The sequence below is a fragment of the Salinicola acroporae genome (assembly GCF_003206615.1).
Classification (GTDB): Bacteria; Pseudomonadota; Gammaproteobacteria; order Pseudomonadales; family Halomonadaceae; genus Salinicola; species Salinicola acroporae.
The window spans coordinates 205,536-227,863 of record NZ_PZJW01000001.1; the positions used below are offsets into that span (position 1 = coordinate 205,536).

At 64.1% G+C, this 22,328-nt stretch carries 16 protein-coding genes; 6 read left to right on the forward strand and 10 right to left on the reverse strand.

What is annotated here, in order from left to right:
- Positions 1–34: 34 nt before the first annotated feature.
- The 3 genes from DOM54_RS00890 to DOM54_RS00900 all read right to left on the reverse strand — a co-directional run bounded on the left by DOM54_RS00890 (position 35) and on the right by DOM54_RS00900 (position 3,293).
- Entirely contained in the window at positions 35–625 is a 591-nt protein-coding gene (locus DOM54_RS00890; RefSeq protein ID WP_110714613.1) for a DNA-3-methyladenine glycosylase I, read from the reverse strand.
- Between the two features lie 183 nt (positions 626–808).
- Positions 809–2,002: a formaldehyde dehydrogenase, glutathione-independent gene (gene fdhA, locus DOM54_RS00895; RefSeq protein ID WP_110598401.1), complete on the reverse strand. Its 1,194-nt coding sequence runs from the start codon at positions 2,000–2,002 to the stop codon at positions 809–811.
- 190 nt (positions 2,003–2,192) lie between these two features.
- Positions 2,193–3,293 carry an FAD-binding oxidoreductase gene (locus DOM54_RS00900; RefSeq protein ID WP_281430347.1) on the reverse strand — a complete coding sequence of 367 codons (1,101 nt, stop codon included), beginning with the start codon at positions 3,291–3,293 and terminating at the stop codon, positions 2,193–2,195.
- A 439-nt stretch (positions 3,294–3,732) separates the two neighbouring features.
- Between DOM54_RS00900 and DOM54_RS00905 the strand changes: the two genes are divergently transcribed.
- Positions 3,733–5,022 (forward strand): aromatic ring-hydroxylating oxygenase subunit alpha, encoded by a 1,290-nt coding sequence (locus tag DOM54_RS00905; RefSeq protein WP_110714549.1) that lies wholly within the window; start codon positions 3,733–3,735, stop codon positions 5,020–5,022.
- Between the two features lie 109 nt (positions 5,023–5,131).
- On the opposite strand, the gene DOM54_RS00910 is transcribed toward DOM54_RS00905, so the two are convergent.
- Entirely contained in the window at positions 5,132–7,300 is a 2,169-nt protein-coding gene (locus DOM54_RS00910) for a TonB-dependent receptor (RefSeq protein ID WP_110714550.1), read from the reverse strand.
- Positions 7,301–7,588: 288 nt separating this feature from the next.
- Here DOM54_RS00910 and DOM54_RS00915 point away from each other — a divergent pair, with 288 nt between their 5' ends.
- Positions 7,589–8,515: an ABC transporter substrate-binding protein gene (locus DOM54_RS00915; RefSeq protein WP_110714551.1), complete on the forward strand. Its 927-nt coding sequence runs from the start codon at positions 7,589–7,591 to the stop codon at positions 8,513–8,515.
- The gene (gene fhuB / locus DOM54_RS00920; protein ID WP_110714552.1) at positions 8,512–10,509 is read left to right on the forward strand and encodes a Fe(3+)-hydroxamate ABC transporter permease FhuB; all 1,998 of its coding nucleotides are present in this window, start codon (positions 8,512–8,514) and stop codon (positions 10,507–10,509) included. Before DOM54_RS00915 ends, fhuB begins: the two co-directional genes overlap by 4 nt.
- A 15-nt stretch (positions 10,510–10,524) precedes the next feature.
- Here fhuB and DOM54_RS00925 read toward each other — a convergent pair whose 3' ends face one another.
- Both DOM54_RS00925 and DOM54_RS00930 read right to left on the reverse strand, forming a co-directional pair.
- Positions 10,525–11,334 carry a sugar phosphate isomerase/epimerase family protein gene (locus DOM54_RS00925; RefSeq protein ID WP_162619734.1) on the reverse strand — a complete coding sequence of 270 codons (810 nt, stop codon included), beginning with the start codon at positions 11,332–11,334 and terminating at the stop codon, positions 10,525–10,527.
- 97 nt (positions 11,335–11,431) lie between these two features.
- A complete protein-coding gene (locus tag DOM54_RS00930; RefSeq protein ID WP_110714554.1) occupies positions 11,432–11,677 on the reverse strand; it encodes a hypothetical protein in 246 nt (81 codons plus the stop codon).
- Positions 11,678–11,840: 163 nt separating this feature from the next.
- Here DOM54_RS00930 and DOM54_RS00935 point away from each other — a divergent pair, with 163 nt between their 5' ends.
- Entirely contained in the window at positions 11,841–12,464 is a 624-nt protein-coding gene (locus DOM54_RS00935; RefSeq protein ID WP_162619735.1) for a transglutaminase-like cysteine peptidase, read from the forward strand.
- A 4-nt stretch (positions 12,465–12,468) separates the two neighbouring features.
- Here the strand turns inward: DOM54_RS00935 and DOM54_RS00940 are convergent, their stop codons facing one another.
- The gene (locus DOM54_RS00940; RefSeq protein WP_206018970.1) at positions 12,469–13,146 is read right to left on the reverse strand and encodes a GntR family transcriptional regulator; all 678 of its coding nucleotides are present in this window, start codon (positions 13,144–13,146) and stop codon (positions 12,469–12,471) included.
- A gap of 126 nt (positions 13,147–13,272) precedes the next feature.
- On the opposite strand from DOM54_RS00940, the gene DOM54_RS00945 reads away from it, so the two are divergent.
- Positions 13,273–16,665 (forward strand): molybdopterin-dependent oxidoreductase, encoded by a 3,393-nt coding sequence (locus DOM54_RS00945; protein WP_110714557.1) that lies wholly within the window; start codon positions 13,273–13,275, stop codon positions 16,663–16,665.
- Complete coding sequence (locus tag DOM54_RS00950; protein WP_240613719.1) at positions 16,614–18,107, forward strand: short-chain fatty acid transporter; 1,494 nt, start codon at positions 16,614–16,616, stop codon at positions 18,105–18,107. The genes DOM54_RS00945 and DOM54_RS00950 overlap by 52 nt, the downstream gene beginning before the upstream one ends.
- Positions 18,108–18,202: 95 nt before the next feature.
- On the opposite strand, the gene DOM54_RS00955 is transcribed toward DOM54_RS00950, so the two are convergent.
- The 3 genes from DOM54_RS00955 to DOM54_RS00965 are packed head-to-tail and all read right to left on the reverse strand — an operon-like array spanning position 18,203 to position 22,312.
- Positions 18,203–19,048 (reverse strand): electron transfer flavoprotein subunit beta, encoded by an 846-nt coding sequence (locus DOM54_RS00955; RefSeq protein ID WP_110714559.1) that lies wholly within the window; start codon positions 19,046–19,048, stop codon positions 18,203–18,205.
- Positions 19,035–20,333 (reverse strand): electron transfer flavoprotein subunit alpha/FixB family protein, encoded by a 1,299-nt coding sequence (locus DOM54_RS00960; RefSeq protein ID WP_110714560.1) that lies wholly within the window; start codon positions 20,331–20,333, stop codon positions 19,035–19,037. The genes DOM54_RS00955 and DOM54_RS00960 overlap by 14 nt, the downstream gene beginning before the upstream one ends.
- A complete protein-coding gene (locus DOM54_RS00965; RefSeq protein ID WP_110714561.1) occupies positions 20,330–22,312 on the reverse strand; it encodes a (Fe-S)-binding protein in 1,983 nt (660 codons plus the stop codon). The genes DOM54_RS00960 and DOM54_RS00965 overlap by 4 nt, the downstream gene beginning before the upstream one ends.
- Positions 22,313–22,328 lie beyond the last annotated feature (16 nt).

A 22,328-nucleotide genomic window follows, 5' to 3' on the forward strand; every position in this document is an offset into this window, starting at 1 on the left:
CATGCCGCGAAGCAACTCCCTCCGGTAGCGGCGATCAGCCCATCGCCTCTACCGGCTTGCGGCGATGACACGCGTCGGCGTGATCGTTGATCATGCCGACGGCCTGCATCCAGGCATAGACGATGACCGGACCGGCGAACTTGAACCCACGCTTCTTGAGCGCCTTGGAAATCTCCAGGGACAGCGGCGTCTGGGTGGGGACAGGGCCATCGCGTTCGAAGTCCCGCTGGATCGGCCTGCCGCCGACCATGCTCCACAGGAACTCGGAGAAATCCTCGCCGTTGTCGCGCATGGCGAGGTAGGCCCGGGCGTTGCCGATGGTCGCCTCGATCTTGGATCGCGAGCGGATGATGCCGGCGTTGCCCATCAGACGCTCGATATCATGCTCGTCATAGTCGGCGATCCTTACGGGATCGAAGCCCTCGAATGCCTCGCGGAAGGCGTCACGCTTCTTGAGGATGGTCAGCCAGGAGAGCCCCGCCTGGAAGCCATCGAGGATCAACTTTTCCCACAGCGCGCGACTGTCGTACTCCGGTACGCCCCACTCCTCGTCGTGGTATTCGGCATTCAGTGGATGAGTCTGCGCCCAGGCGCAGCGCGGCAGATTCGGGGTCGGCTCTGTCATCATCGGTCTCGGTCGGGTTCCTGTCGGATGATCGCAAAGACTCGATTCTGCTGCCTTTCGCTGGCCCAGCCAAACGAAAAAGAGCCGGCGATGCCTTGGGGCATCGCCGGCTCTTTCTACAGCGCTCCGAAACTGGCGCTGGTCGTGGCTCGTGGCTCGTGGCTCGTGGCTCGTGGCTCGTGGCTATTTGAGCGTGCCGTGCGGATCGATCACGAATTTCTTCGCCGCACCGCCGTCGAAGTCGGCATACCCCTGGGGCGCCTCGTCGAGCGAGATGGTCTGCACGTTCACCGCCTTGCCGATCTGTACCCTGTCGTGAAGAATCGCCTGCATCAACTGGCGCTGATAGCGCATGGCCGGTGTCTGGCCGGTGTGGAAAGACATCGCCTTGGCCCAGCCGAGACCGAACTTCATCGAGATATTGCCGTGTTTGGCGTCTTCGCTCTCGGCGCCCGGGTCTTCGGTGACGTAGAGCCCTGGGATGCCGACCCGGCCACCGGCCTGGGTGATCTCCATGGTGGCGTTGAGCACGGTAGCCGGCTGCTCATGAGAATGGTTGTGACCATGGCAGTTAGCCTCGAATCCCACCGCATCGACCGCAGCGTCGACCTCCGGCACGCCGAGGACTGATTCGATCAGCTCCGACATGCTGGCATCCTGCTTCAGGTCGAGCCCGACGCACCCAAAGCTGCGCGCCTGATCGAGGCGCTTGTCGTTCATGTCGCCGACGATGACGCAGGCCGCACCCAGCAGTTGGGCGGAGACGGCGGCGGCCAGCCCGACCGGACCCGCACCGGCGATATAGACCGTCGATCCCGGCTGGACACCGGCAGTCACGCAGCCATGGAAGCCGGTGGGAAAGATGTCCGAGAGCATGGTGAGATCGAGGATCTTCTCCATCGCCTGCTCCTTGTCGGGAAAGACGAGCAGTTGGAAGTCGGCGTAGGGCACCATCACGTACTCGGCCTGGCCGCCGACCCAACCGCCCATATCGACATAGCCGTAGGCGCCACCGGCGCGGTCACCGTTGACGTGCAGACAGATATGGGTATCGCCGCGCTTGCAGTTGCGGCAGCGGCCACAGGCCACGTTGAACGGCACCGAGACGATGTCGCCCTTCTTGATGAACTCGACATCCCGGCCACACTCGATCACCTCGCCGGTGATCTCGTGACCGAGCACCAGCCCTTCCGGTGCCGTGGTACGGCCACGCACCATGTGCTGGTCGCTGCCGCAGATGTTGGTGGTCAAGATCTTGAGAATGACACCGTGGTGGCACTGGCGGCTGCCGAGCGCCAGTTCAGGGAAGGGGATACTCTCGACGGCGACCTTGCCGGCACCGCGAAAGACGACGCCTCGGTTGGCGGATGAAGACATGGCGTGGACTCCTGGGTCTGATCTCGGAATGCCTTGTGTCGTGCCGCTCTGGCGACGACATCGCATGAAGGCGCGAGACCAGACTAGGAGTTACATCGACGTTGAAACGGTCTCGTCACGCCATCGAATGACGCCGCGACGACAGCCGTCAGGTCCAAAGGTCTAACACTTGCAGCCCGTCGCCCGTGGCTCAGAAATCGATGACGACTTTTCCCCGCGGCTTCGAACAGCAAGACAGAATGAAACCTTCCGCTTCGTCCTCCTCGGTAATGCCGCCGTTGTGCTCCATCTCGACCTCGCCTTCCAGCTTCATGACCCGGCAGGTACCGCAGATTCCCATCCCGCAGGCCTTGGGAATATGCAGCCCAAGCTTGGCGGCAGCCGAGTGGATGGTGTCGTTCTCACTGACACGGATACTCTTGCCGCTGCCGGTGAACTCGACTGGCATCAGCGTCGACGTATCGACTTCCTCGGCATCGGCCTCGGCCTGCTCGGCGAGTTCCAGCACATCCTCCTGGACGCTCAACGGCGTCGCGCCGAAGGACTCCTGGTGGTAGCGCGACATGTCGAAGCCGTCTTCCTGCAGCACCTGGCGCACCGCCTTCATGAATGGCGCCGGCCCGCAGCAGAACACTTCCCTCTCGAGATAGTCCGGCGCCATCAGCGTCAGCATCTGCCTCGTCAGGTAGCCCCGAAAGCCGGACCAGGCCTGGCTGAGCTCGTCGCTGCGCTCGCAAACGATATGCAGGCGGAACTCCGGCAGCCGCGAGAACATGTGGACCAGTTCACGGTGGTAGATGATGTCGTTGGGCGCCTGGGCACAGTGGATGAATTCGAGATCCACGGAGGCATTGGTATCGAAGAACCAGCGCGTCATCGACATCAGCGGCGTGATACCGACACCGCCCGAGAGCATCAGCACTTTTTCCGCCGGATGATCGATAACGTTGAAATCGCCGACCGGCCCGTGAACCACCATCGGGTCACCGATCTTGAGATTGTCGTGCAACCAGTTGGAGACCTGCCCCCCTGGCAGCCGCTTGACGGTGATCGAGAAGCTGTAGGGGATCGAGGGGGAACTGGAGATCGTGTAGGAACGCATCACTGGCTGACCGGCGATCTCTAGCTCCAGCGTGACGAACTGCCCCGGCTTGAAGAAGAACATCACCGGCTGGTCGGCCATGAAACAGAACGTTCGCACGTTCCAGGTTTCCTGAATCACCTTGACGCACCGCACCTGATGTCGGCCGTTGGTCCAGGTTTGGGTATTGACCGGATTGAAGAATTGCATCGTCACCGCACTCGATCGGGGAAATGGCCAGGGCGAGAATGCCAATCCGCTCAGCCGCTTCCGGTGAATTACCATCCTCAGCGGATTCTGCGCACGCCGACGCGGACCGACTTGCCTATCAACGACACAGGCATGTCAACCACCCCCAGCCATCGTCAAAACCGCGTCGCCAGCACGAAAATTGACTCGTCGTGACAGCCGCGCGACGTCATCGCCACCCCGGTATCAACGTGTGACGCCCCGGTGATCATTTGTGCTTGGCGGTCGGCCTGGCATCGACGAATGTCGCGGCTGGACAATTTCATCACCAGCACCTGAGCGACACTCGCCGAAAGTCGGAACGAGAGCGAAGAACCGACACCGTCATAGCCATCTCACCCGGTCGTTCCCGCGGACATGTTCGGGAAGACCCACACCCGTTATCGATGAGGATGCGACCATGTCACCACTTCCACGCGACAGTCTGGAGGATTCCCTTGCCGAGACTCGCGCCGCCGTGGCGGAAATGCTGGACCAGCGCGACCCGACCTTCTCGCTGCCCCAGCCGTTCTACAACGATTCGCGACTGTTCGCGCTGGACATGCAGGAAGTGTTCGAGAAACAGTGGCTATTCGCTGGCATGAGCTGCGAGATTCCCGCCAAGGGCAATTTCTTCAAGATCGAGGTCGGCAGCAACTCGATCATCGTGGTGAGGGGTGCGGAGAATCGAATCCAGGCCTTTCACAATGTCTGCCGCCACCGCGGGTCGCGGTTGTGTCTCAAGGACAAGGGCAAGGTCGCCAAGCTGGTCTGCCCCTATCACCAGTGGACCTACGAGCTCGACGGCCGGCTGCTGTTCGCAGGCAGCGACATGGGTGCCGATTTCGACATGAGCGCCTACGGCCTCAAGCCCGTGGCAGTGAAGAGCGCCGGCGGCTTCGTGTTCGTCAACCTGAGCGAGGACCCGGAGCCGATCGACGATTTCCTGGTATCGCTGGAACACTACCTGTCGCCCTACGACATGGATAACGTCAAGGTCGCGGTGGAGTCGAACATCGTCGAACGCGCCAACTGGAAGCTGGTACTCGAGAACAATCGCGAGTGCTATCACTGCAACGGCGCCCATCCCGAGCTGCTCAACTCGCTGATCGAGTTCGACGATACCGACGATCCCCGTTCCACCGGCGAGTACCGTGACCTGGTCGCCCGCAAGCAGGCCGACTGGACCGCCTGCGAGGTACCGTGGCAGCTCGCCCGATTCGGCAAGCGCAACCGTCTCACCCGCACGCCGCTGATCGACGGCATCGTCTCGATGACCATGGACGGCAAGCCGGGCTGCAACAAGCTGATGGGTCAGATTCCCAATGCCGACATGGGCTCGCTGCGTATCCTGCATCTGCCCAATTCGTGGAACCACTTCATGGGCGACCACGCGGTGGTGTTCCGGGTGCTGCCACTCGGCCCGCAGGAGACCCTGGTCACCACCAAGTGGCTGGTGCACAAGGATGCCGTCGAAGGCGTCGACTATGACCCCGAGCGTCTCCGCCAGGTCTGGGACGCCACCAATGACCAGGACCGCCGCCTGGCCGAAGAGAACCAGCTCGGCATCAATTCACGCGCCTATCAGCCTGGTCCCTATTCGAAGACCTACGAGTTCGGCGTGATCGATTTCGTCAACTGGTACAGCGAGACGCTGCGGGCCAATCTCGACGTCGAGACATCGCCCCAGCTGCAGGTCGCCTCGCAATAGCTAAACTGCTGGAACCGCGCGCCATTCACGCGTTACCGGTTATCCCCCCATGAAAAAAGGCGCCCCCCTGGGGAGGCGCCTTTTTGCTGATGACCATGATATCCGCGAACTAGAATTCCACCGTTGCCGACAGCTTGAACGTCCGCGGCTCGCCCTGGATCAAGTAGCCGGCAAAGGCCGTGGAAGCGCCAGCCCAGTAATCCTCGTCGGTGACGTTATCGATACCGGCACGCCACACCCAGTCCGCGCCACCGATCGGCATGGTGTAGCGCACGCCGAGGTCAAGTCGCGTCCACGGGTCCAATTCGAGATTGTTGGCGGTATCGGCATACTGTGAACCGGTATGAATGACACGACCCGTCGCAGTGAGGCGATCGACATGCGGGATATCCCATTCGCTGCCTAGCACGAAGCGATATTCGGGCACGCCCGTGGCATCATTACCCTCGGTGCCATCCTGGGTCTTGGTCAGTTCGGCATCGATCCAGGTCGCACTACTGAACAGGCGCAGGCCATCGAGGGGTTCGCCGTAAAGGCTGAGCTCGATGCCACGATTGCGCTGCTCGTTATCGAGATTGCCTACACCATCGACGACGGCTGCCGTCGGTAGCTTGATCTGAAACAGGCTGATGCCGCCGCCTATATTGCCATAATCGAACTTAGTCCCCACTTCATACTGCTTGGCGTGGGCAATTCCCAGGTACTCGCCATAGTTCGATGCCGTGGTATCGGTGACGGTGCCACCATCCTGCAGCGCCTCGACATAGTTGGCGTAGAGGGAGATATTGGGATTAGCCTTGAACACAACACCCACCGCCGGCGTCACTCGGCGGTCGGCATAACGGTTATTGCCACCAGCGTTGGGGCGCTCGTCGACTTCCAGCTCCTGATAGCGGGCCCCCAGGGTCAGCAATACCCGATCATTCAGGAAGCCGAGCGTATCGCTCAGGGTGACACCTTGAGATCGGGTTCGCGTCACGCTGCCTCCCACAAAAGGGTCGCCTTCTGGTCGCGATAGATCCTGGGGGTCGTAGATATTGGTCGTGCCTGCCGCCAGGAAGCTCCAGTCCGTGTCGAACTTGCGGTAAGCGCTGGAGTAGCCAAGCGTCACGTCGTGGCTCACCGGCCCTGTAACGACATAACCGCGGACCCCTGCCTGACTGGCGAAGTTATCGATGTGGTTGCCAGTCTCGAAATCGTTGACGCTGGCATTGCCGTTGTCATCGGTGAGTCTCGGGTTCGCCGAGGCGATATTCTCGATCGTGCGGTTACCGCCGAGCGCCGCAAAAGCGGTCCACTCATTGTTCAGGTCGTACTCCCCTCGCACCATACCGAAATTGGTCTCGAGCGCGGAGCCTCCGAAAGCGGGCGTATAGTTAGAGGAAGCATCCGGCACCGAGGGCACTTCCGTTGCCGCCCCGGTGTAGATACTTGAGCGGGCACCCTCCAGCGTCGATTTCTGGTGACCGACATCGAACAGCACGCGTCCACGCTCGCCACGATAGTCGAGGCCGACGACGACCGAGGTATCGCGCTGGCTCTCGTCATCGATAGCGGTATCGCCACGGCCACGGACAGCACTGACCCGCGCGCCCCACTGTTTCTGGTCACCGAAGCGCCGGCTCGCATCGACACCCACCTCACCGTAGCTGTCGGAACGATAGCCGCTGGAGAGCTTGAGCATCGGTTCATTACCGGCATGCTTGGGTTCGATGTTGACGGTACCGCCGATGCCACCGTTGCCACCGATGGGAATACCGGAGGTAAAGGCGCTGGCACCCTTGAACACCTCTATCCGCTCCGCAATGTCGCTGTTGATGAGCTGGCGGGGAAGCACGCCGTAGAGACCACCGTAGGCCACGTCGTCGCCGGTTAGATTGAAGCCGCGAATCTTGAAGGCCTCACCGTAGATGCCGTACCCCTGGCCGACGCTGACGGAGGCGTCGTTTTGCAGCGTATCGCCCAGGGTTTGCGACTGCTGATTCTCGATCAGTTCGCTGGTGTAGCTGGTCACGCTGAAGGGGATGTCCATGGCATCCTTTTCACCCAGCAGGCCGACACGACCACCTGCGGCGATCTGCCCACCCGCAAAAGCCGGCGGCGGCGTATCGCCATAGGTCGGCGCAGTACTAGTCACCGTTACCGTATTCAATGCCTGCGTATCGCCACGGCTCTGCGCCCATGCCGGCGAAATCAGCGGCGCAGCACCGATGGCCACGAACGTCATCAGACGAAAGGCCTGACGACAATGTCCCGAAGAAGAGTTCCCTGATGTCATGTTATTGAACCTGTTTTGGTCTGACGACAGAAGCAGTGGACCGAGAGCCGGTGGCACGCACGTCGGTCCAAGGAATAGAGGCATTCCGCGGCATTCTATACGCAGATTGACAAAATAAAAATGAGAACGCTTCTTATATGTACAAGAATCTCGAGTCGCCGAGCCCCGCTCTTTATTGATAACGATTGTCATTCGATCTACCATCACCGCCCATAGCCGAATCCGGCGCCGCGCTGCCGGCCGGATCAGCGCCATGTCACCTTTTCCCGTCGCCAGGAAACCGTCACTTTGCCGCGTGTTCGCTCTTTTCCCGCTCTCCTCGCACTTGCGATTGCCGTGCTGCTGGGGATGAGCACCGCGCAGGCGGATGCCCAGGCCGACGCCGATTCGAAACCGCCGCGGATCGCAGCCGCCAACTGGACCGTCGTCGAGACCCTCATCGCCTTGGGGGTCGAACCCTACGCGGTGTCGGATATCCCCAACTACAACGCCTGGGTCAAGGCGCCAGCGGTCCCCGATTCGACGCTGGACATGGGTCTGCGCAACGAGCCTAACCTCGAACTGCTGGCTCAGGATCCGCCCGACCTGCTGATGACGAGCGCCCTGTTCTCCCGCGACAACGCCCGTCTGGAGCGTCTGATGCCGGTGAGGATGATCGATAACTTCTACACCGACCGGCCGTATTACGAGGCGACGCTGGCAATGACTCGCGAGATCGCGAGACTGACCGGCCGGCAGCCGCAGGCCGAAGCCCTGATCGCCGAAACCGATGCCGTTCTCGCACACGCCGCACGGGCCCTGCGAGGAGCGAAAACGCCCCTCTATCTGGTGCAGTTCAGCGATGCTCAGCACGTCCGCGTGTTCGGCCAGGGCAATATGGTGGGCACGCTGTTCTCCCGCACCGGCCTCACCAATGCCTGGGCCGGTCCGACCAACGCCTGGGGCTACGCCAGCATCCCGATCGATCGACTCGCGGAGAGGCCCGAGGCGCGCATTGTCGTCATCAAGCCCTATCCCCGCGGCGTCGAAGAGGCCCTGGGCAACAATCAGATCTGGCGGCACCTGCCGGCGGTACGCGCGGGGCGAGTGAGCTTCATCGACCCCGTCTGGCCCTACGGCGGTCTGGTTTCACTGCAGCGCTTGGCCCGTTCGCTGGTCGATGTCGCCACCGCCGATACGTCTCGCGCCTCTTCCGTCGAGGATCAGGTGCCATGACGCTTCGCACGCGTTCCCCCGCCGGGTTCGCGATCGCCCTGCTGCTGCTGGCGATCGGCCTGGCAGCCGCGACCCTGCATACCCGGTTCGGCGATCTCTCCGGGTTCTGGTGGCAATCCATCGTTGCCCCCGACGATGACCAGATCCGTCAGATCGTGATGCACTACACCTTCGTGCCGAGGCTGCTGGTAGCGCTGCTGGGCGGCGCGGCACTGGCCCTGGCGGGTTGCCTGATGCAGCAGGTGTTGCGTAATCCACTGGCGTCGCCGGCGACGCTTGGCGTCACCAGCGGTGCGCAGCTGGCGCTGGTCGTTGCGACGTTGTGGGCGCCGAGCTGGATGCTGGCCGGGAGGGAGTGGATTGCCCTGGCCGGCGGCATCGTGGCGATGCTGCTGGTCTTAGCGCTCTCCTGGAAGCGACGCCTGGCGCCGATGGTGGTGGTGCTCTCCGGGATGGTGGTCAGTCTCTACTTCAGCGCGATCAACAGTGCATTGCTGCTGTTTCACCAGGAGAGCCTGTCGGGGCTGTTCATCTGGGGGTCCGGGGCACTGGCCCAGGACAACTGGCACGACTCACGCTTCCTGCTGCTACGCCTGGGCATAGTCGTCGCGCTGGCACTGTTGCTGTTACGCCCGCTGTCGCTGCTCGATCTCGAGGAGGATGGCGCCAGAAGCCTCGGTATCTCGCTGCGCAAGCTGCGCTTCGCCGGCCTCGGCCTGGGAATCTTCATGACCGCCTGCGTGGTCAGCGCTATCGGCCTGATCGGTTTCATCGGCCTCGCCTCGCCGGCCATCGCAAGGCTCTCCGGCGCCCGCACGCTATCCCAACGGCTCGGCTGGTCGATGATTCTGGGCGCCCTGCTGCTCGCGGTGACGGATCTCGCCGTGCAGCAGCTGTCTCCGTTCACCGCTTCGTTGCTACCGACCGGCGCCATGACGGCGGCGTTGGGCGCCCCGCTGCTGCTGTGGCTGTTGCCGCGCCTGCGGGTCGGTGGATCACGACCGACGCCCAGCACCGGGCTGACCATGCCGCGCCTGGCACGACCACACCTTCGCCTGTGGGCGCTGGCGGGTTTGACGATCGTCGCCTGCGCGCTGGCGTTGCTTGTCGGCTTCATGCTCGACAGCCACACCATGCACCCCAGTGTGGCAGGCATAGGTGACCTGTCGCTCATCGTCGACTGGCGGCTACCGCGAGTGGCCACGGCCGCGGCGGCGGGGCTGATGCTGGCTATCGCCGGCACCCTGCTGCAGCGGATGACCGGCAACCCCATGGCCAGTCCCGAGGTCCTCGGCATCAGTGCCGGCGTCGCGATCGGCGTGATCGCGCTGATGCTGCTGCCGCTCGGCATCGCGCCACTGAGCGGTTCGGTCATGGGCTTCAGCGGGGCCACGGTAGCGCTACTGGTCTTGATCGTCTGCAACCGCCGCAGTGGCTTCGCCCCGGAGCGGCTGCTGTTGACCGGCATCGCCATCTCATCGCTGCTGGATGCCATGCGCGCCATCGTACTAGCGAGCGAAGATCCCAGGGCACAGCAGTTGCTCTCGTGGCTGGGTGGGTCGACCTACTATGCCAGCCTGACTTCGAGCGGCTGGATCGTGGCAATTGCCATCCTCCTGCTGGCGCTGACACTACCTCTGCAGCGCTGGCTGACGCTGCTGCCATTGGGCGCGCCCACCGCCAAGGCGCTCGGCGTCGACGTGGATCGCAGCCGACTGATGCTGCTGGCATTGGTCGCCCTGCTGACCGTCGCCGCGACCCTGGTCATCGGGCCGCTCTCCTTCGTCGGCCTGATGGCCCCGCACATGGCGCGGCTGATGGGATTCCACGGCGCCAGGCATCAGTTGCTCGGCGCCGGTCTGCTGGGGATGCTGGTCATGGTGACCGCCGACTGGCTGGGCAGAAATCTGTTTTTCCCCTACCAACTGCCGGCGGGCCTGATCGCCGCGTTGATCGGCGGCGTCTACTTCATGTGGGGATTGCGGCGGCTCTGACGCACGTAACGGCGCTCAACGGCGGGAGGAGGAGTAGCCACGCCAGATCTCCCGCGAGCGCGAGAGTTCGTCCTCCAGAATACGGCGGTTGCCCTCGCTCGATACCGGCGAAACGGGATCGTGCATCGGCGGCAGGCACTCCAGAATCACCGGTCCGTCGAAACCGATCCGCAAGAGCGCATCGAACTGCGCTTCGAAATCCACGGCGCCGCTGCCGATACCGCCACGGGTCGAATCCGACACCTGATAGACCGCCAGTGCATCGCCGCTCGATTCGATCGCCGCGACCGGATCCACCGCTTCGAAATGCAGGTGGTAGCTGTCGAGCATCAGCCCGAAATTGGCCCGCGCCACCTCGCCTACCAGCCGATTGGCCTGGTCGAGTGTGTGAATCATCGGTGTCTCGTCGTGATTGACGACGTCATGGACCAACCGAATTTCCCGCTCGGCGGCGTAATCGGCCAGCTCGCGGCACGCCGCCGCCAGAGCGTTGGATGGCGTGGCACGGCCCCGAATCCAGAGCGGCAGCATCGATAGCGTAACGACCGGCGCTTCGAGTTCAGCGGCGCGATCGATGACCTGTCGATAGGCATCCACGCCCCGCGCCACGTCCGGCGCCTCTCCGGCCTGCGGGCCGATCCGCCGAGCATCCACGACCATCGGCGCCAGTCCCCTGCGTGCCAGCGAACCCCGGATCACCGCCGGGGAGACATGCTCCCACAGCTCATCGACCTGGACGCCATCGAACCCCAGCTCAAGCACCTTGTCCATCAACAATTCGAGGTCGTCGATGCCGAGCGTCCAGGTGCAGACTCCCATCGCCATGCCGTCGACTCCTGTATCACGTCGGTTGCCTTTTCCAGCGTAGGCAAGGATCCACGACGTCGTCATCCCGGGCCATGCGAGGCTCGGGGCTGCGACATCAGGAGGAACCGAAGACGGGCAGCAGATGACGCTCGATCGCCTCGCGAACGGATGGCAGCATCACGTCGGTGTGCTGCATCAGGTCGCGAATGGCGGGCTCCAACCCCTCGACGCCTCGCGCGCGATGACATCCCGCCGCCAGCCGCGCACAGCTCTCCGGGCACGCTTCCTCGGGGATACGCACCCCCAGCGAGACCAGCCGTTGACGAAAGTCCTCGCCATCGATGAGATCGACGATCATCATGATCCACCCCCCGTTCGACAGTGTTGCCGTGCAAGTCGCTACCAAGGCATGGCCCTCGGGCCGGCCGCATGTTCTATTATCTATCGCATCGGGACAGGCTGCGTCGATACCCGAAACGTCGCCATGTCGGTTTCACGAAGTTCGGTGTCATTCACGGAGACGCATGCCCTCGATCGCTTTTCCCTTCCCCCGTCTTCGGCGCCTGGCCTATTGGCTGCTTGCGGTGCTGCCGACGACGGCCAACGCGACTGGCTTCACCTACTGGGACGATCCCGGCGCCACGGCCGTGACACTCACCCGGGAGGAGTTCGTGGCCCAGGCCAGCCATCGCCGGGGCGAGGGCCGGCTGGCTTTCGTCAATCGCGTGATCAATAACGCCGCCCGCCAGCAGTTCGAGAAGGTCGATACCTGGAAGGGCTTCGACCGCCTGGTGAGCGACGGCTACGGCGACTGCGAGGACTTCGCTATCGCCAAGTACCAGATCCTGATCCAGGCGGGCACTCCGGCATCACGCCTGGATTTTCTCGCCGCCGACGACACCCTGACGCCGACCTACCATGCCGTGCTGCGCTACCGGCAGGATGACGGCTCTCACCTGATTCTGGACAACCTGACGCCGATGATGCTGCCGGAGTCGCGCCGTACTGACCTGATACCGCTGGTCTCCTTCGACGCCAACCGCGCCGAGCATTTTCGCGACGGTCGCTTTCACGCCGTCGATCCGGCGCGCGTCGTGCTCGGCGGCCAGCGGCTATCGGAACGGATGCCGCACCTGATGGATTATTGATACATCACCGGTCGAGCCCTAGTTTCTGCCGACGCCGCCCCTGAGACTGCGCCTCGAGCGCGGCCGAAAAGATCGGCTTCCAGCTCGAGATGTGGACTCTCAACGTCTGGCACAACTGTTCCGCGTCACCGGCCTCGATCAGCTCGACGATGCGGTAGTGCTCGTCGACCGACTCACGTTGGCGCTCGAACCCCGCACTCGAGCGAATGCCGAAAAGCCGCATTCGGTCACGCAGCTCGAGCGCGCTCTTGGTGAGTACGTGATTGCCCGCAGCCATGAACATGGCGTTGTGGAACTGACGGTCGGCGATGAGGTAGTCCTGAACGCTGTCTTCCTTGACGGCAAGCGCAATCTGGTCCGCGTAGCCGCTCAACTCCCGCGTGCTCTGAAAGCCGTTTGCCATCATCCGCCTGGCCGCGTGCAGCTCCAGCAATTCGCGCATGTCGAAAATATCTTCCAACTCGCTGACGGTTAGCTGAGAGACCCGAAATCCACGATTACGAATGGGTTCGACGAGCCCCGCGTTGGCCAACTCCAGTAGCGCTTCACGCACTGGAGTCGTCGAGACGTCGAGCTCCGCCGCCAATGCCGGTACCGAATAGAGCGAGCCGGGGCGACTCTCTCCGGAGATGATTTCCGAACGAATCTGCTTAAGGATCTGCTCGCGCAAGCTGTCATGCATGGGAATGCTCATTGGGAATGGAATGTTGCACCTCGGCTAGCCTATCCCGTCTGCCTTGACACCACCAATGGGCCAATGCATTTTAGTAGCGCATTACTCTAATGCGCTACAGAGGTCGCATTCCCCATGGCCGAGCGACGACTCGAGGGCTACTGCACGCTGTGCCGCTCACGCTGCGGCACACAAACCCTCGTGCGCGACAACACGATGATCTCGGTCAGCCCCGCGCCAGAACATCCCACCGGCGGCGCGCTCTGCGCCAAGGGCCGGGCCATGCCGGAGATCGTCGCGAATCCCAATCGTCTGCGCGCCCCGCTCAAACGCGTGTCACCCAAAGGCACCGCCAAACCGCAATGGCAGGAAATTTCCTGGTCGGAGGCGCTGGATGAGATCGCCACGCGCCTGGGCACCATTCGGACGTCGCACGGCGCCGAATCCGTCGCCTTCGCGGTGACTACGCCCAGCGGCACGCCCATGGTCGACAGTTTCGAGTGGGTCGAGCGTTTCGTGCGCTGTTTCGGGTCGCCCAATCTGATCTACGCAGTGGAGGTGTGCGGCTGGCACAAGGACCACGCCCACAAGCTGACTTTCGGTCAAGGCATCGGCTTCGCGGACTACGAACGAGCCGATGTCATCGTGCTGTGGGGTCACAATCCGGCGCGCACCTGGCTCGCCCAGGCCTCGAGAATTGCCGCGGCGCGCAGTCGCGGTGCAAAGGTCGTCGTGATCGACCCCAAGCCTGACGGATCCGGGCAACAGGCCGATTTGTGGCTGCGCGTCAGACCCGGTACGGACTCGGCCATCGCCATGGGCGCCATTCGCCACCTGATCGCAACGAAGACCTACGACGACGCCTTCGTGAGACGCTGGACGAACGCCTGCGCGCTGGTGAATCGGGCCACGGGGCACTTGGTCAGAGCACGATCGTTGTGGCGTGGGGCCGCACCGGACACATTGGTCGTCGTGGACGAAAGCGGGGAGCTACGCCCTTTCGACCCGAGGCATGCCGATACGAGCGCTGACGATCTGGCGCTTCGTTATCAGATGACGTTGAGCGACCTGGACGGCAACAAATTTCAGGCCACCACGGTCTTCATGTTGCTGGAAGCATCCAGTGAACCGTTTACCCCGTCACATGTCGTGGAGATGTGCTGGGTCGACCCCGATCCGCTCGAGCAGTTCTATACACTGCTCGAGCACAACCCGCGCCTGGCCTATCACGCGTGGACGGGCGTAGGGCAGCATACCAACGCCACCGCTATCGAGCGGGCCATCGCCAGCCTCTACGCCTTGACCGGCGCCTGTGACGCGCCCGGCGGCAATATCTGGCCGACGCCGCCGCCGACCCGTTCCGTCAACGACTATGCCCTGCTGGAACCGTCGCAGCAGAGGAAAGCGCTGGGACTCGACGAACTGCCGCTCGGCCCACCCGCCAACGGTTGGATCACGGCCCGCGATTTCCGCCGGGCCGTGCTCGAGGCTCACCCTTATCCGATACGAGCGTTGATGAGTTTCGGAACCAATTTCGTCGCCTCTCAGGCCGATGCCGCCAGCAATCTTCGCGCCCTGCACGCTCTCGACTTCCACGTGCACGCCGACATCTTCATGAACCCGACCGCTGAGTGCGCCGACATCGTGCTACCGGTCAACCTCCCGGCCGAGCGTGACGCGCTCAAGATCGGCTTCGAGATCGATCAGGCCGCAGTGGAAACGATCCAGTTCCGCCAGAAGGCCATCGACTGTGAGTTCGATGCGCGCTCCGACTACGACATCGCCTTGGAACTCGCCACGCGGTTGGGCCACGCGGAAGCGTTCTTCAACGGCGACATCGAAACCGGCTGGAACTGGCAACTGGAACCGCTGGGCATCTCCGTCGAGCAACTGCGCCGGTGTCCGGGTGGCAAACGGTTTCCCCAGCAAGCGCCACTGTACAAATACCGTCAGTCGGATTCGACAGACCGCCTGAAGGGTTTTCCCACCGAATCCGGGCTGGTGGAGCTCTACTCTGAGCGACTGTTCGACGTGCACTACCCGCCGGTCGCCACTCACCTTGAAAGCGACGCCGCCAACGAGAGTGACAATGCGCGATACCCTCTCACCTTGACCACGGCCAAGTCAGGCTGGTTCGTGCATACGTCGCACCGCCACATCGCTTCACTGCGCAAGAAATCCCCCGACCCCGGTGTCGAGATCAGCCCGGCATTGGCCAGCTCCCGTGGGCTCGAGGAGGGGGATTGGGCCGTGATCGAGACGAACGCCGGACAAGCGGAACTGCGCGTAAAGCTCAACCAACGGCTGGATGATCGCGTGGTCATCGCGGAATTCGGCTGGTGGCAGTCCTCGGAGGCCTTCAATCGTCCGGCGACTCCGGTCGCAGGCCCCGGCACCCGAAACATCAACGCGGTATTGAGCGATCACGCACGCGACCCCATCAGTGGCTCGGTACCGCTGCGGGCGGTCTCCTGCCAGATTCGAGCGCATACCAGCGCCAATGCGGGAAACTGGGGCGGCTGGCGGGACTTTACGGTCACGGCCAGACGTGTAGAAAGTGAGGATACCGTGGCGCTCGAGCTCGAACCCTGTAACGGCCAACCCCTGCCTGCCTTCCTCCCCGGACAATACGTGCCGTTGAGGCTTGATGAAAACGGCCCGACGCGCGCCTACTCGCTGACTGGCTCGGGGCTGCCGGCCGCTACCTTGTCCATCGGCGTGCGGCGTCAAGGCGGCGACGCCGGGACACAGGCTGGCACCTCGGTCTCCACGGCCATTCATCGGCTCGAGTTGGGTAGACGTCTGCAACTGGGTTCCCCTCGCGGTGCGTTCAATCCGCCCACGTTCGCCACCGGACGCCCGCTCATCTTTCTGGCTGCCGGTATCGGTATCACGCCGTTCGTGAGCGTGTTGGCGCGGCTCGCCTGCGAGGGCAGCACGAGCGATATCCACCTGTTGCACGGCTGTCGCAACTCGCAGGCGCACCCCTTTGCCCGGCGATTGAAGGCGCTGGACGCCGAGTTGCCCGGTCTGAAGCGAACGAGTGCATACTCCGCCCCGCTGGCGTCGGATCGCCTCGGCGAGCATTTCTCACACCACGGGCGCATTGATTTCGGGAGCGTCGCATCGTGGGTCTCACGCAGGCCCCTCGTCTATATCTGCGGCTCCCCCGCGTTCACCCGCGCGGCGAAAAAAGCCATGCAGGCGCTGGGAATTCCGGCGTTCGATATCGTGGCGGAATCATTCAAATCGCCGGCCACGATTCCCGATGGACTCGAATCTCAGACCGTGCGGCTGGCTGGTAGCGATCGCGAATTCGTATGGCGACCGGAAATGGGCTCGCTGCTCGATGCGGCGACGGCGCATGGTATTTCGCTACCCAATGGATGCCGCGTCGGCCAGTGCGAAAGCTGCCTGTGCCATATCGTCAGTGGAAAAACCGCCCACCTTCAGGAGACACAGCTCGAAGAGAATCAATGCCTCACCTGCCAGGCCATTCCGCTGACGCCTATCACGCTTGCCGTTTAGTAGAGGACAGTGCAGATACCGACACCAATAACAATGAACGGGAAAAAATGCGCCGTACCCGCCACAACCAGAAAGACCCTTCTAACAACCACAATCAAACCTCTCGTAGTCGAGACAAGGATCGAGAAATGATCAAACCATTGACCCAGGCGTTCGTGACGCTCTTCGACCGCTACATGCCAGACCCTTTCGTACTGGTATTGCTCATCACGCTACTGGTTTTCTTCTGCGGTATTGCGTTCGAAGGTCAGACCCCACTGGCGATGCTGGACTACTGGCAGGGTGGGTTCTGGAATCTGTTGAGCTTCGCCATGCAGATGACACTGATCCTGGTCGCGGGTTTTGCCGTCGCCAAGACGCCGCTGTTCGAACGCCTGGTCGATCGCCTGGCCAGCATTGCCAAGACGCCCGGGCGCGCCATCATCACCGTCAGCCTATCCACGCTGATTATCTGCTGGCTCAACTGGGGCATGGGACTCGTCGCGGGGGCCATACTGGCCCGCCAGCTATCGGCCCGCGTCGAGGGCGTCGATTACCGCCTACTGGTGGCAAGCGCCTACGCGGGCTTTATCACCTTCCACGCGGGGCTCTCGGGTTCGGCGCCGCTGTTGATCGCCACACCGGGCAATTTCCTGGAAGACCAGATCGGACTGATTTCTACCACTGAAACGATCTTCGGCTGGTTAAACATCAAGATAATGATCGCCGTTCTTATCGTCATGCCGCTGACCTGCCGACTACTGATGCGAGGCATCGACAAGCCCGTCACCTTGAACGTCGAACAGACCGAGGCAGTGATAAGAGAGACACGTTCCGCGAGAGATCTTCGCCCCGCCGAGCGCCTCGAACGGTCCAGAACCCTGGCTTGGATATCCGCGGCACTTGGCGCGGCCTGCCTTTCGCTCTATGTCGCCAACGGAGGTGGTCTCAATCTCAATCTGGTCATTTTCATTCTCATTTTCCTGGGTCTGGCGCTGCACGCCAACGTTCAGAGCTTTCTCAAGGCGCTCGATGACTCGACCCAGGGCATATCGGGAATTCTGATCCAATTTCCCTTCTATGCCGGCATCATGGGGATGATGAATTCATCCGGACTTGGCAGTAGTATTGCGCAGTTTTTCGTCAATATCTCATCGGCCGATACGCTGCCTTTTTTGAGTTTCCTGTCGGCAGGGTTCATCAACATTTTCATTCCGTCGGGCGGCGGACAGTGGGCCGTCCAGGGTCCCATTCTCGCCGAGGCCTCGCAGTCGCTGAACGCCTATTTTCCGGACGTGGTCATGGGCTTCGTCTGGGGCGACACGCTGACCAACCTCATCCAGCCATTCTGGGCGCTACCGGTGCTGGCCATCGCGGGGTTGAAAGCGCGTGACATCATGGGCTTTTGCGCGATGATCATGATCGCGACCGGGATTGCCATTTCTCTCGTGCTGCTCTTCTAGGTGCCGACAAGCCTGAATAGCCAGCGGTATCTCCAAATCACGAAAACAATCGGGCCAGCCGGTACCAATCGGTTGGCCCGATTGTCCTCAACGATTTACTCCCCAGAGGGAGCAGTCAGGATGCGCTCCCGACGCAGATAATCGATCAGCTTCTCGGCGGCCTCCTCCGGCGAGAGGTCGGTCAATACCTGGCCACCCGACGCGGAGGACTTGGCCGCGGCCGCCTTGAAGCGATCCCGCGCATTGGTCGATTTGACCACTTTGAGACGCTTGGGCCGCGCGCGGGCCGGCTGCCACTGCCACGCCGCCTGCAGCGTATCGGGCTCGGCCGTGACATTCGCCACCGCCTCCACCCGCCCGCGCCGGGACGGGCCGAAAGCGCTCTGGCGCGGCATCGGTGCCACGCCATCGACGCACAGCAGGCATGGCAGACGCACTTCGAGCCGCCGTCGCTGACCCTGGGGTAGCGCCTGCAGCACGGTGACGCGGTCGCCCGCGTAGTGCTCGATCGCGGCGACGCCGGTGGCCACCGCCCAGCCCAGCCGCTCGGCCAGCAGATAGGGCAGCAGGCCCGAACCCTCGCCGCACTCGGCGCGCTGCCCGGTCAGCACCAGGTTGGCGCCATAGGCCTCGAGCCAGTTCGCCAGCAGCGGCACGGCGTCGTCGCCGGCGGCCATTGGCAGCAGCGAGAGCTCGCCGGGCCCGCCGGCACCCTCGAGACCGTGGAACATGCCCAGGTACTCCGGCAGCGCCGCATCCTCGGCATCGCCGGCGTGGGCCAGATGCAGCGAGGCCCCCGCCAGTGCCAGCCCCATCTCCACCGCGCGGGCATCCTCCCGCGCCCGTCCGGCGCGCCCGGAGACCGGATGCCGGCCGCTGGAGACCAGCGCGACGACCCTGGCCTCACCGGCCGCGCTGGCGCTGCGCTCAGGCTGCGTCATGGCGCACCTCCTCGTGCCGGCTGTCGCCGCTCTCGGGTTGGGGTTGGGGTTGGCCCAGCTGGGAACAGACCGCCGCCAGCACCGCATCACCATCGCCGATGATGGCGAAGTCGGCACGCTTGACCATGTCGCAGCTCGGGTCGCTGTTGATCGCTACCACCCGCTGACACTTGGTGATGCCCTGCAGGTGCTGTACCGCGCCGGAGATCCCCACCGCGACATAGCAGCTCGCGCTGACGAAGGTACCGGTGGCGCCGACCTGGCGCGCGCGCGGCATGTAGCCGTCATCGACGGCCACCCGCGAGGCACCCTCGCTGGCACCCAGCACCTTGGCGGCGTGATGGTAGCCCTCCCAGTCGCTGACACCGCGGCCGGCGGAGAGAATGAAGGGCGCCTGGGCCAGCGGGATCTGCTGCGGGTCCACCGCGACCCGGCCGCGGTCGATGACACCCGGCGCCGCTGACGCATCACCCGCCGAGGCGTCGAGATCCAGCAGCGTCGCCGCATGGCGGGTGTCGCTGACCGGTTCGGCGCACTCCGGCAGTGCCAGCAGCACCCGCGCCACGTCGCGCTGGATGTCCTGGCGGTCGCCGGCGCGGGAGAGCGTCTGGCCATCGGCGAACTGCCACACCCGGGTCGCCGCACGCGCCGCGCGTGCCGCAGCGTCGCCGGCAAGCGCCAACCGCGCGGCCAGGCGCCGGCCGAGATCGCCACCACCGGGGAAGTCGTCGGCAAAGATCCAGTGCGCCGGGGCGAGTGCGGTTTCCACCGCTGCGAGCGCCGCCAGGCGTGCCTCCGGCGCGTAGCTGTCGGCGTCGACCTGGGACGACAGATCGATCCGGCGGTCGGCGCCGGCCTCCTCGAGCCCGGCGACCTCGGCCTGGAAGGTGACCGCAACCACGGCCACCCCCGTCTCGGCACCGCCGCGGGCCTCGGCCAGCTGGCGCGCCAGTCCGAGCAAGTCGCGGTCGTGATCGCTCAGGCGCCCTTCCGGCAACTCCGGCACCACCGCGACATACGCCGTGGGCGTGTCGATAGTGACCTGGCGCCGGCTCGGCTCGGCGCTGGCCTGGGTACCACCTGCCGCCGCCTCGACGCTGGCGCCGCTGCGGTCGATGCGCTTGATGCCGTTGGGGCCGATCGCGCCCAGGGCGTGAGGGTTGATCCGGGTCACGCCGTCGGCACTGGTCCAGCGCCAAGCTGGCCGTGCGAATTCGAGATGACGCGGATGCAGCCGATTGCGCCGAGCGCGTTCGGCGTGCGGGTCGAGTCGTCTGACACTCATGCCGGAACCTCCTCAGGGGCTTCGGTGCTGTTACGCGCGGTCGGCGCCGCAGCCGGCTCGGCCAGTGCGGCGGCGACCAGCTCGGCGAGATCCTTGACCTGGGGCCGCGGCTCGACCACGCCCTCGAGCATTGCGGTGCACTGGGGGCAGGCCACGGCCACGGTGGTCGCCCCGGTCTCGCGCACGTCCTCCATGCGCATGTCGGGGATACGCGCCTTGCCCGGCACGTCGGAGAGCGCGGCACCGCCACCGCCGCCACAGCAGCGCGAGCGGTAGCCGGAGCGCTCCATCTCGGCGACCTCGACGCCGAGCGCGGCGAGCACCTGGCGCGGCGCGGCGAACTCACCGTTGTAGCGGCCCAGATAGCAGGGGTCGTGATAGGTCACCGTCTCGCCCGGCTCGGCGGCCTTGACGCTGAGCCGGCCGGCGTCGAACAGCTCGGCAATGAAGGTCGAGTGGTGCTTGACCACGTAGTCGCCGCCGAAGGCGCCATACTCGCGACCCAGCACATGGAAGCTGTGCGGGTCGGCGGTGACGATGCGCTGGAAGCGGTAGCGCGACAGCGTGGCGATATTGCGCTCGGCGAGGCGCTGGAAGGTGGCCTCGTCACCCAGTCGGCGGGCGACGTCGCCGCTGTCGCGCTCTTCGTCACCCAGCACGGCGAAGTCGACCTCGGCGGCGCGCAGGATCTTGACCAGCGAGCGCAGGGTGCGCTGGTTGCGCATGTCGAAGGCGCCGTCGCCCAGCCACAGCAGCACATCGACTCCTTCCGGGCGCTGCTGGATACGCGGGATATCGAGGTCCGCCGCCCAGTCCAGGCGCGAGGCGTTGTCGAGCCCGCCGGGGTTGTCGGTGGCGATCAGATTGTCGATCGCCGCGGCACCCTTCTCTGGGGTCTCGCCCCGCTCCAGAGTGATGAAGCGGCGCATGTCGACGATGGCATCCACGTGCTCGATCATCATCGGGCACTCTTCGACACAGGCGCGGCACGTGGTGCACGCCCACAGCGTCTGCGCCTCGACCAGCTGCGGCACGATGGCATCAGTTGGCCCACCATGGTGCTTGCCGACCTCGATGCCGGGATAACCGGAGCCGGCATAGCGGGCGTCACTGCCGCCGGCCATGCCCACGACCATGTCCTGGATCAGCTTCTTGGGGTTGAGCGGCTGGCCGGCGGCGTAGGCCGGGCAGACATTCTGGCAGCGGCCGCACTGGACGCAGGCGTCGAAACCGAGCAGTTGCTCCCACTGGAAATCGGCGGGCTTCTCCACGCCCAGCGTCTTCGCCGTGAGATCGAGCGGGAAGAGCGCGGTGGAGCGGCTGCCACGATGCACATCGTGCGCCACGTCGCGGTGCTGATCGTCGAACCGCTCGGGGCGGCGATGGAAGGCCAGATGGAAGGTACCGGCGAAGGCGTGCTTCATCGGCCCGCCCCAGCCCATGCCGATCAGCATCTCGGCCAGGCCCCAGGCGACCAGTGCCAGCAGGATCAGCGCCAGCACGCCGCCACCCAGTACGGTCGGCGCCACGCCCACCAGCGGCAGGCTGACCAGGAACATGCCCACCGAGTAGGCCAGCAGACTCTTCGACAGCCGCTGCCACGGCCCCTTGGAGAGCTTGGCCGGCGGATCGATACGCCGGCGGTTGACCGCCAGCGCGCCGATGAACATGCACAGGCTCGCCGCCAGCAGCAGCCCGCCCAGAATCGGGTTGCGCCAGCCGAAGCCGTGGACCACCAGCGCCAGCGCCATGGCAGCGACGAAGCCCCCGGCGGTGGCCACGTGGGTGTGCGCGATCGCCTTGTCGCGGGCGACCACATGGTGCAGGTCGTTGAGATAGCGCTTGGGCATCAGCACGAGCCGATGCCAACGCATCGGCGTGCGCCGCCCCTGGCGCCACAGCCGGATGCGGCGCACCGCGCCCGCCGCACCCACCGCCAGCGCGGCAAAGATCAGAATGGGGAGTAGCGTCTGCAGCATCGGACTTCTCCGGAAA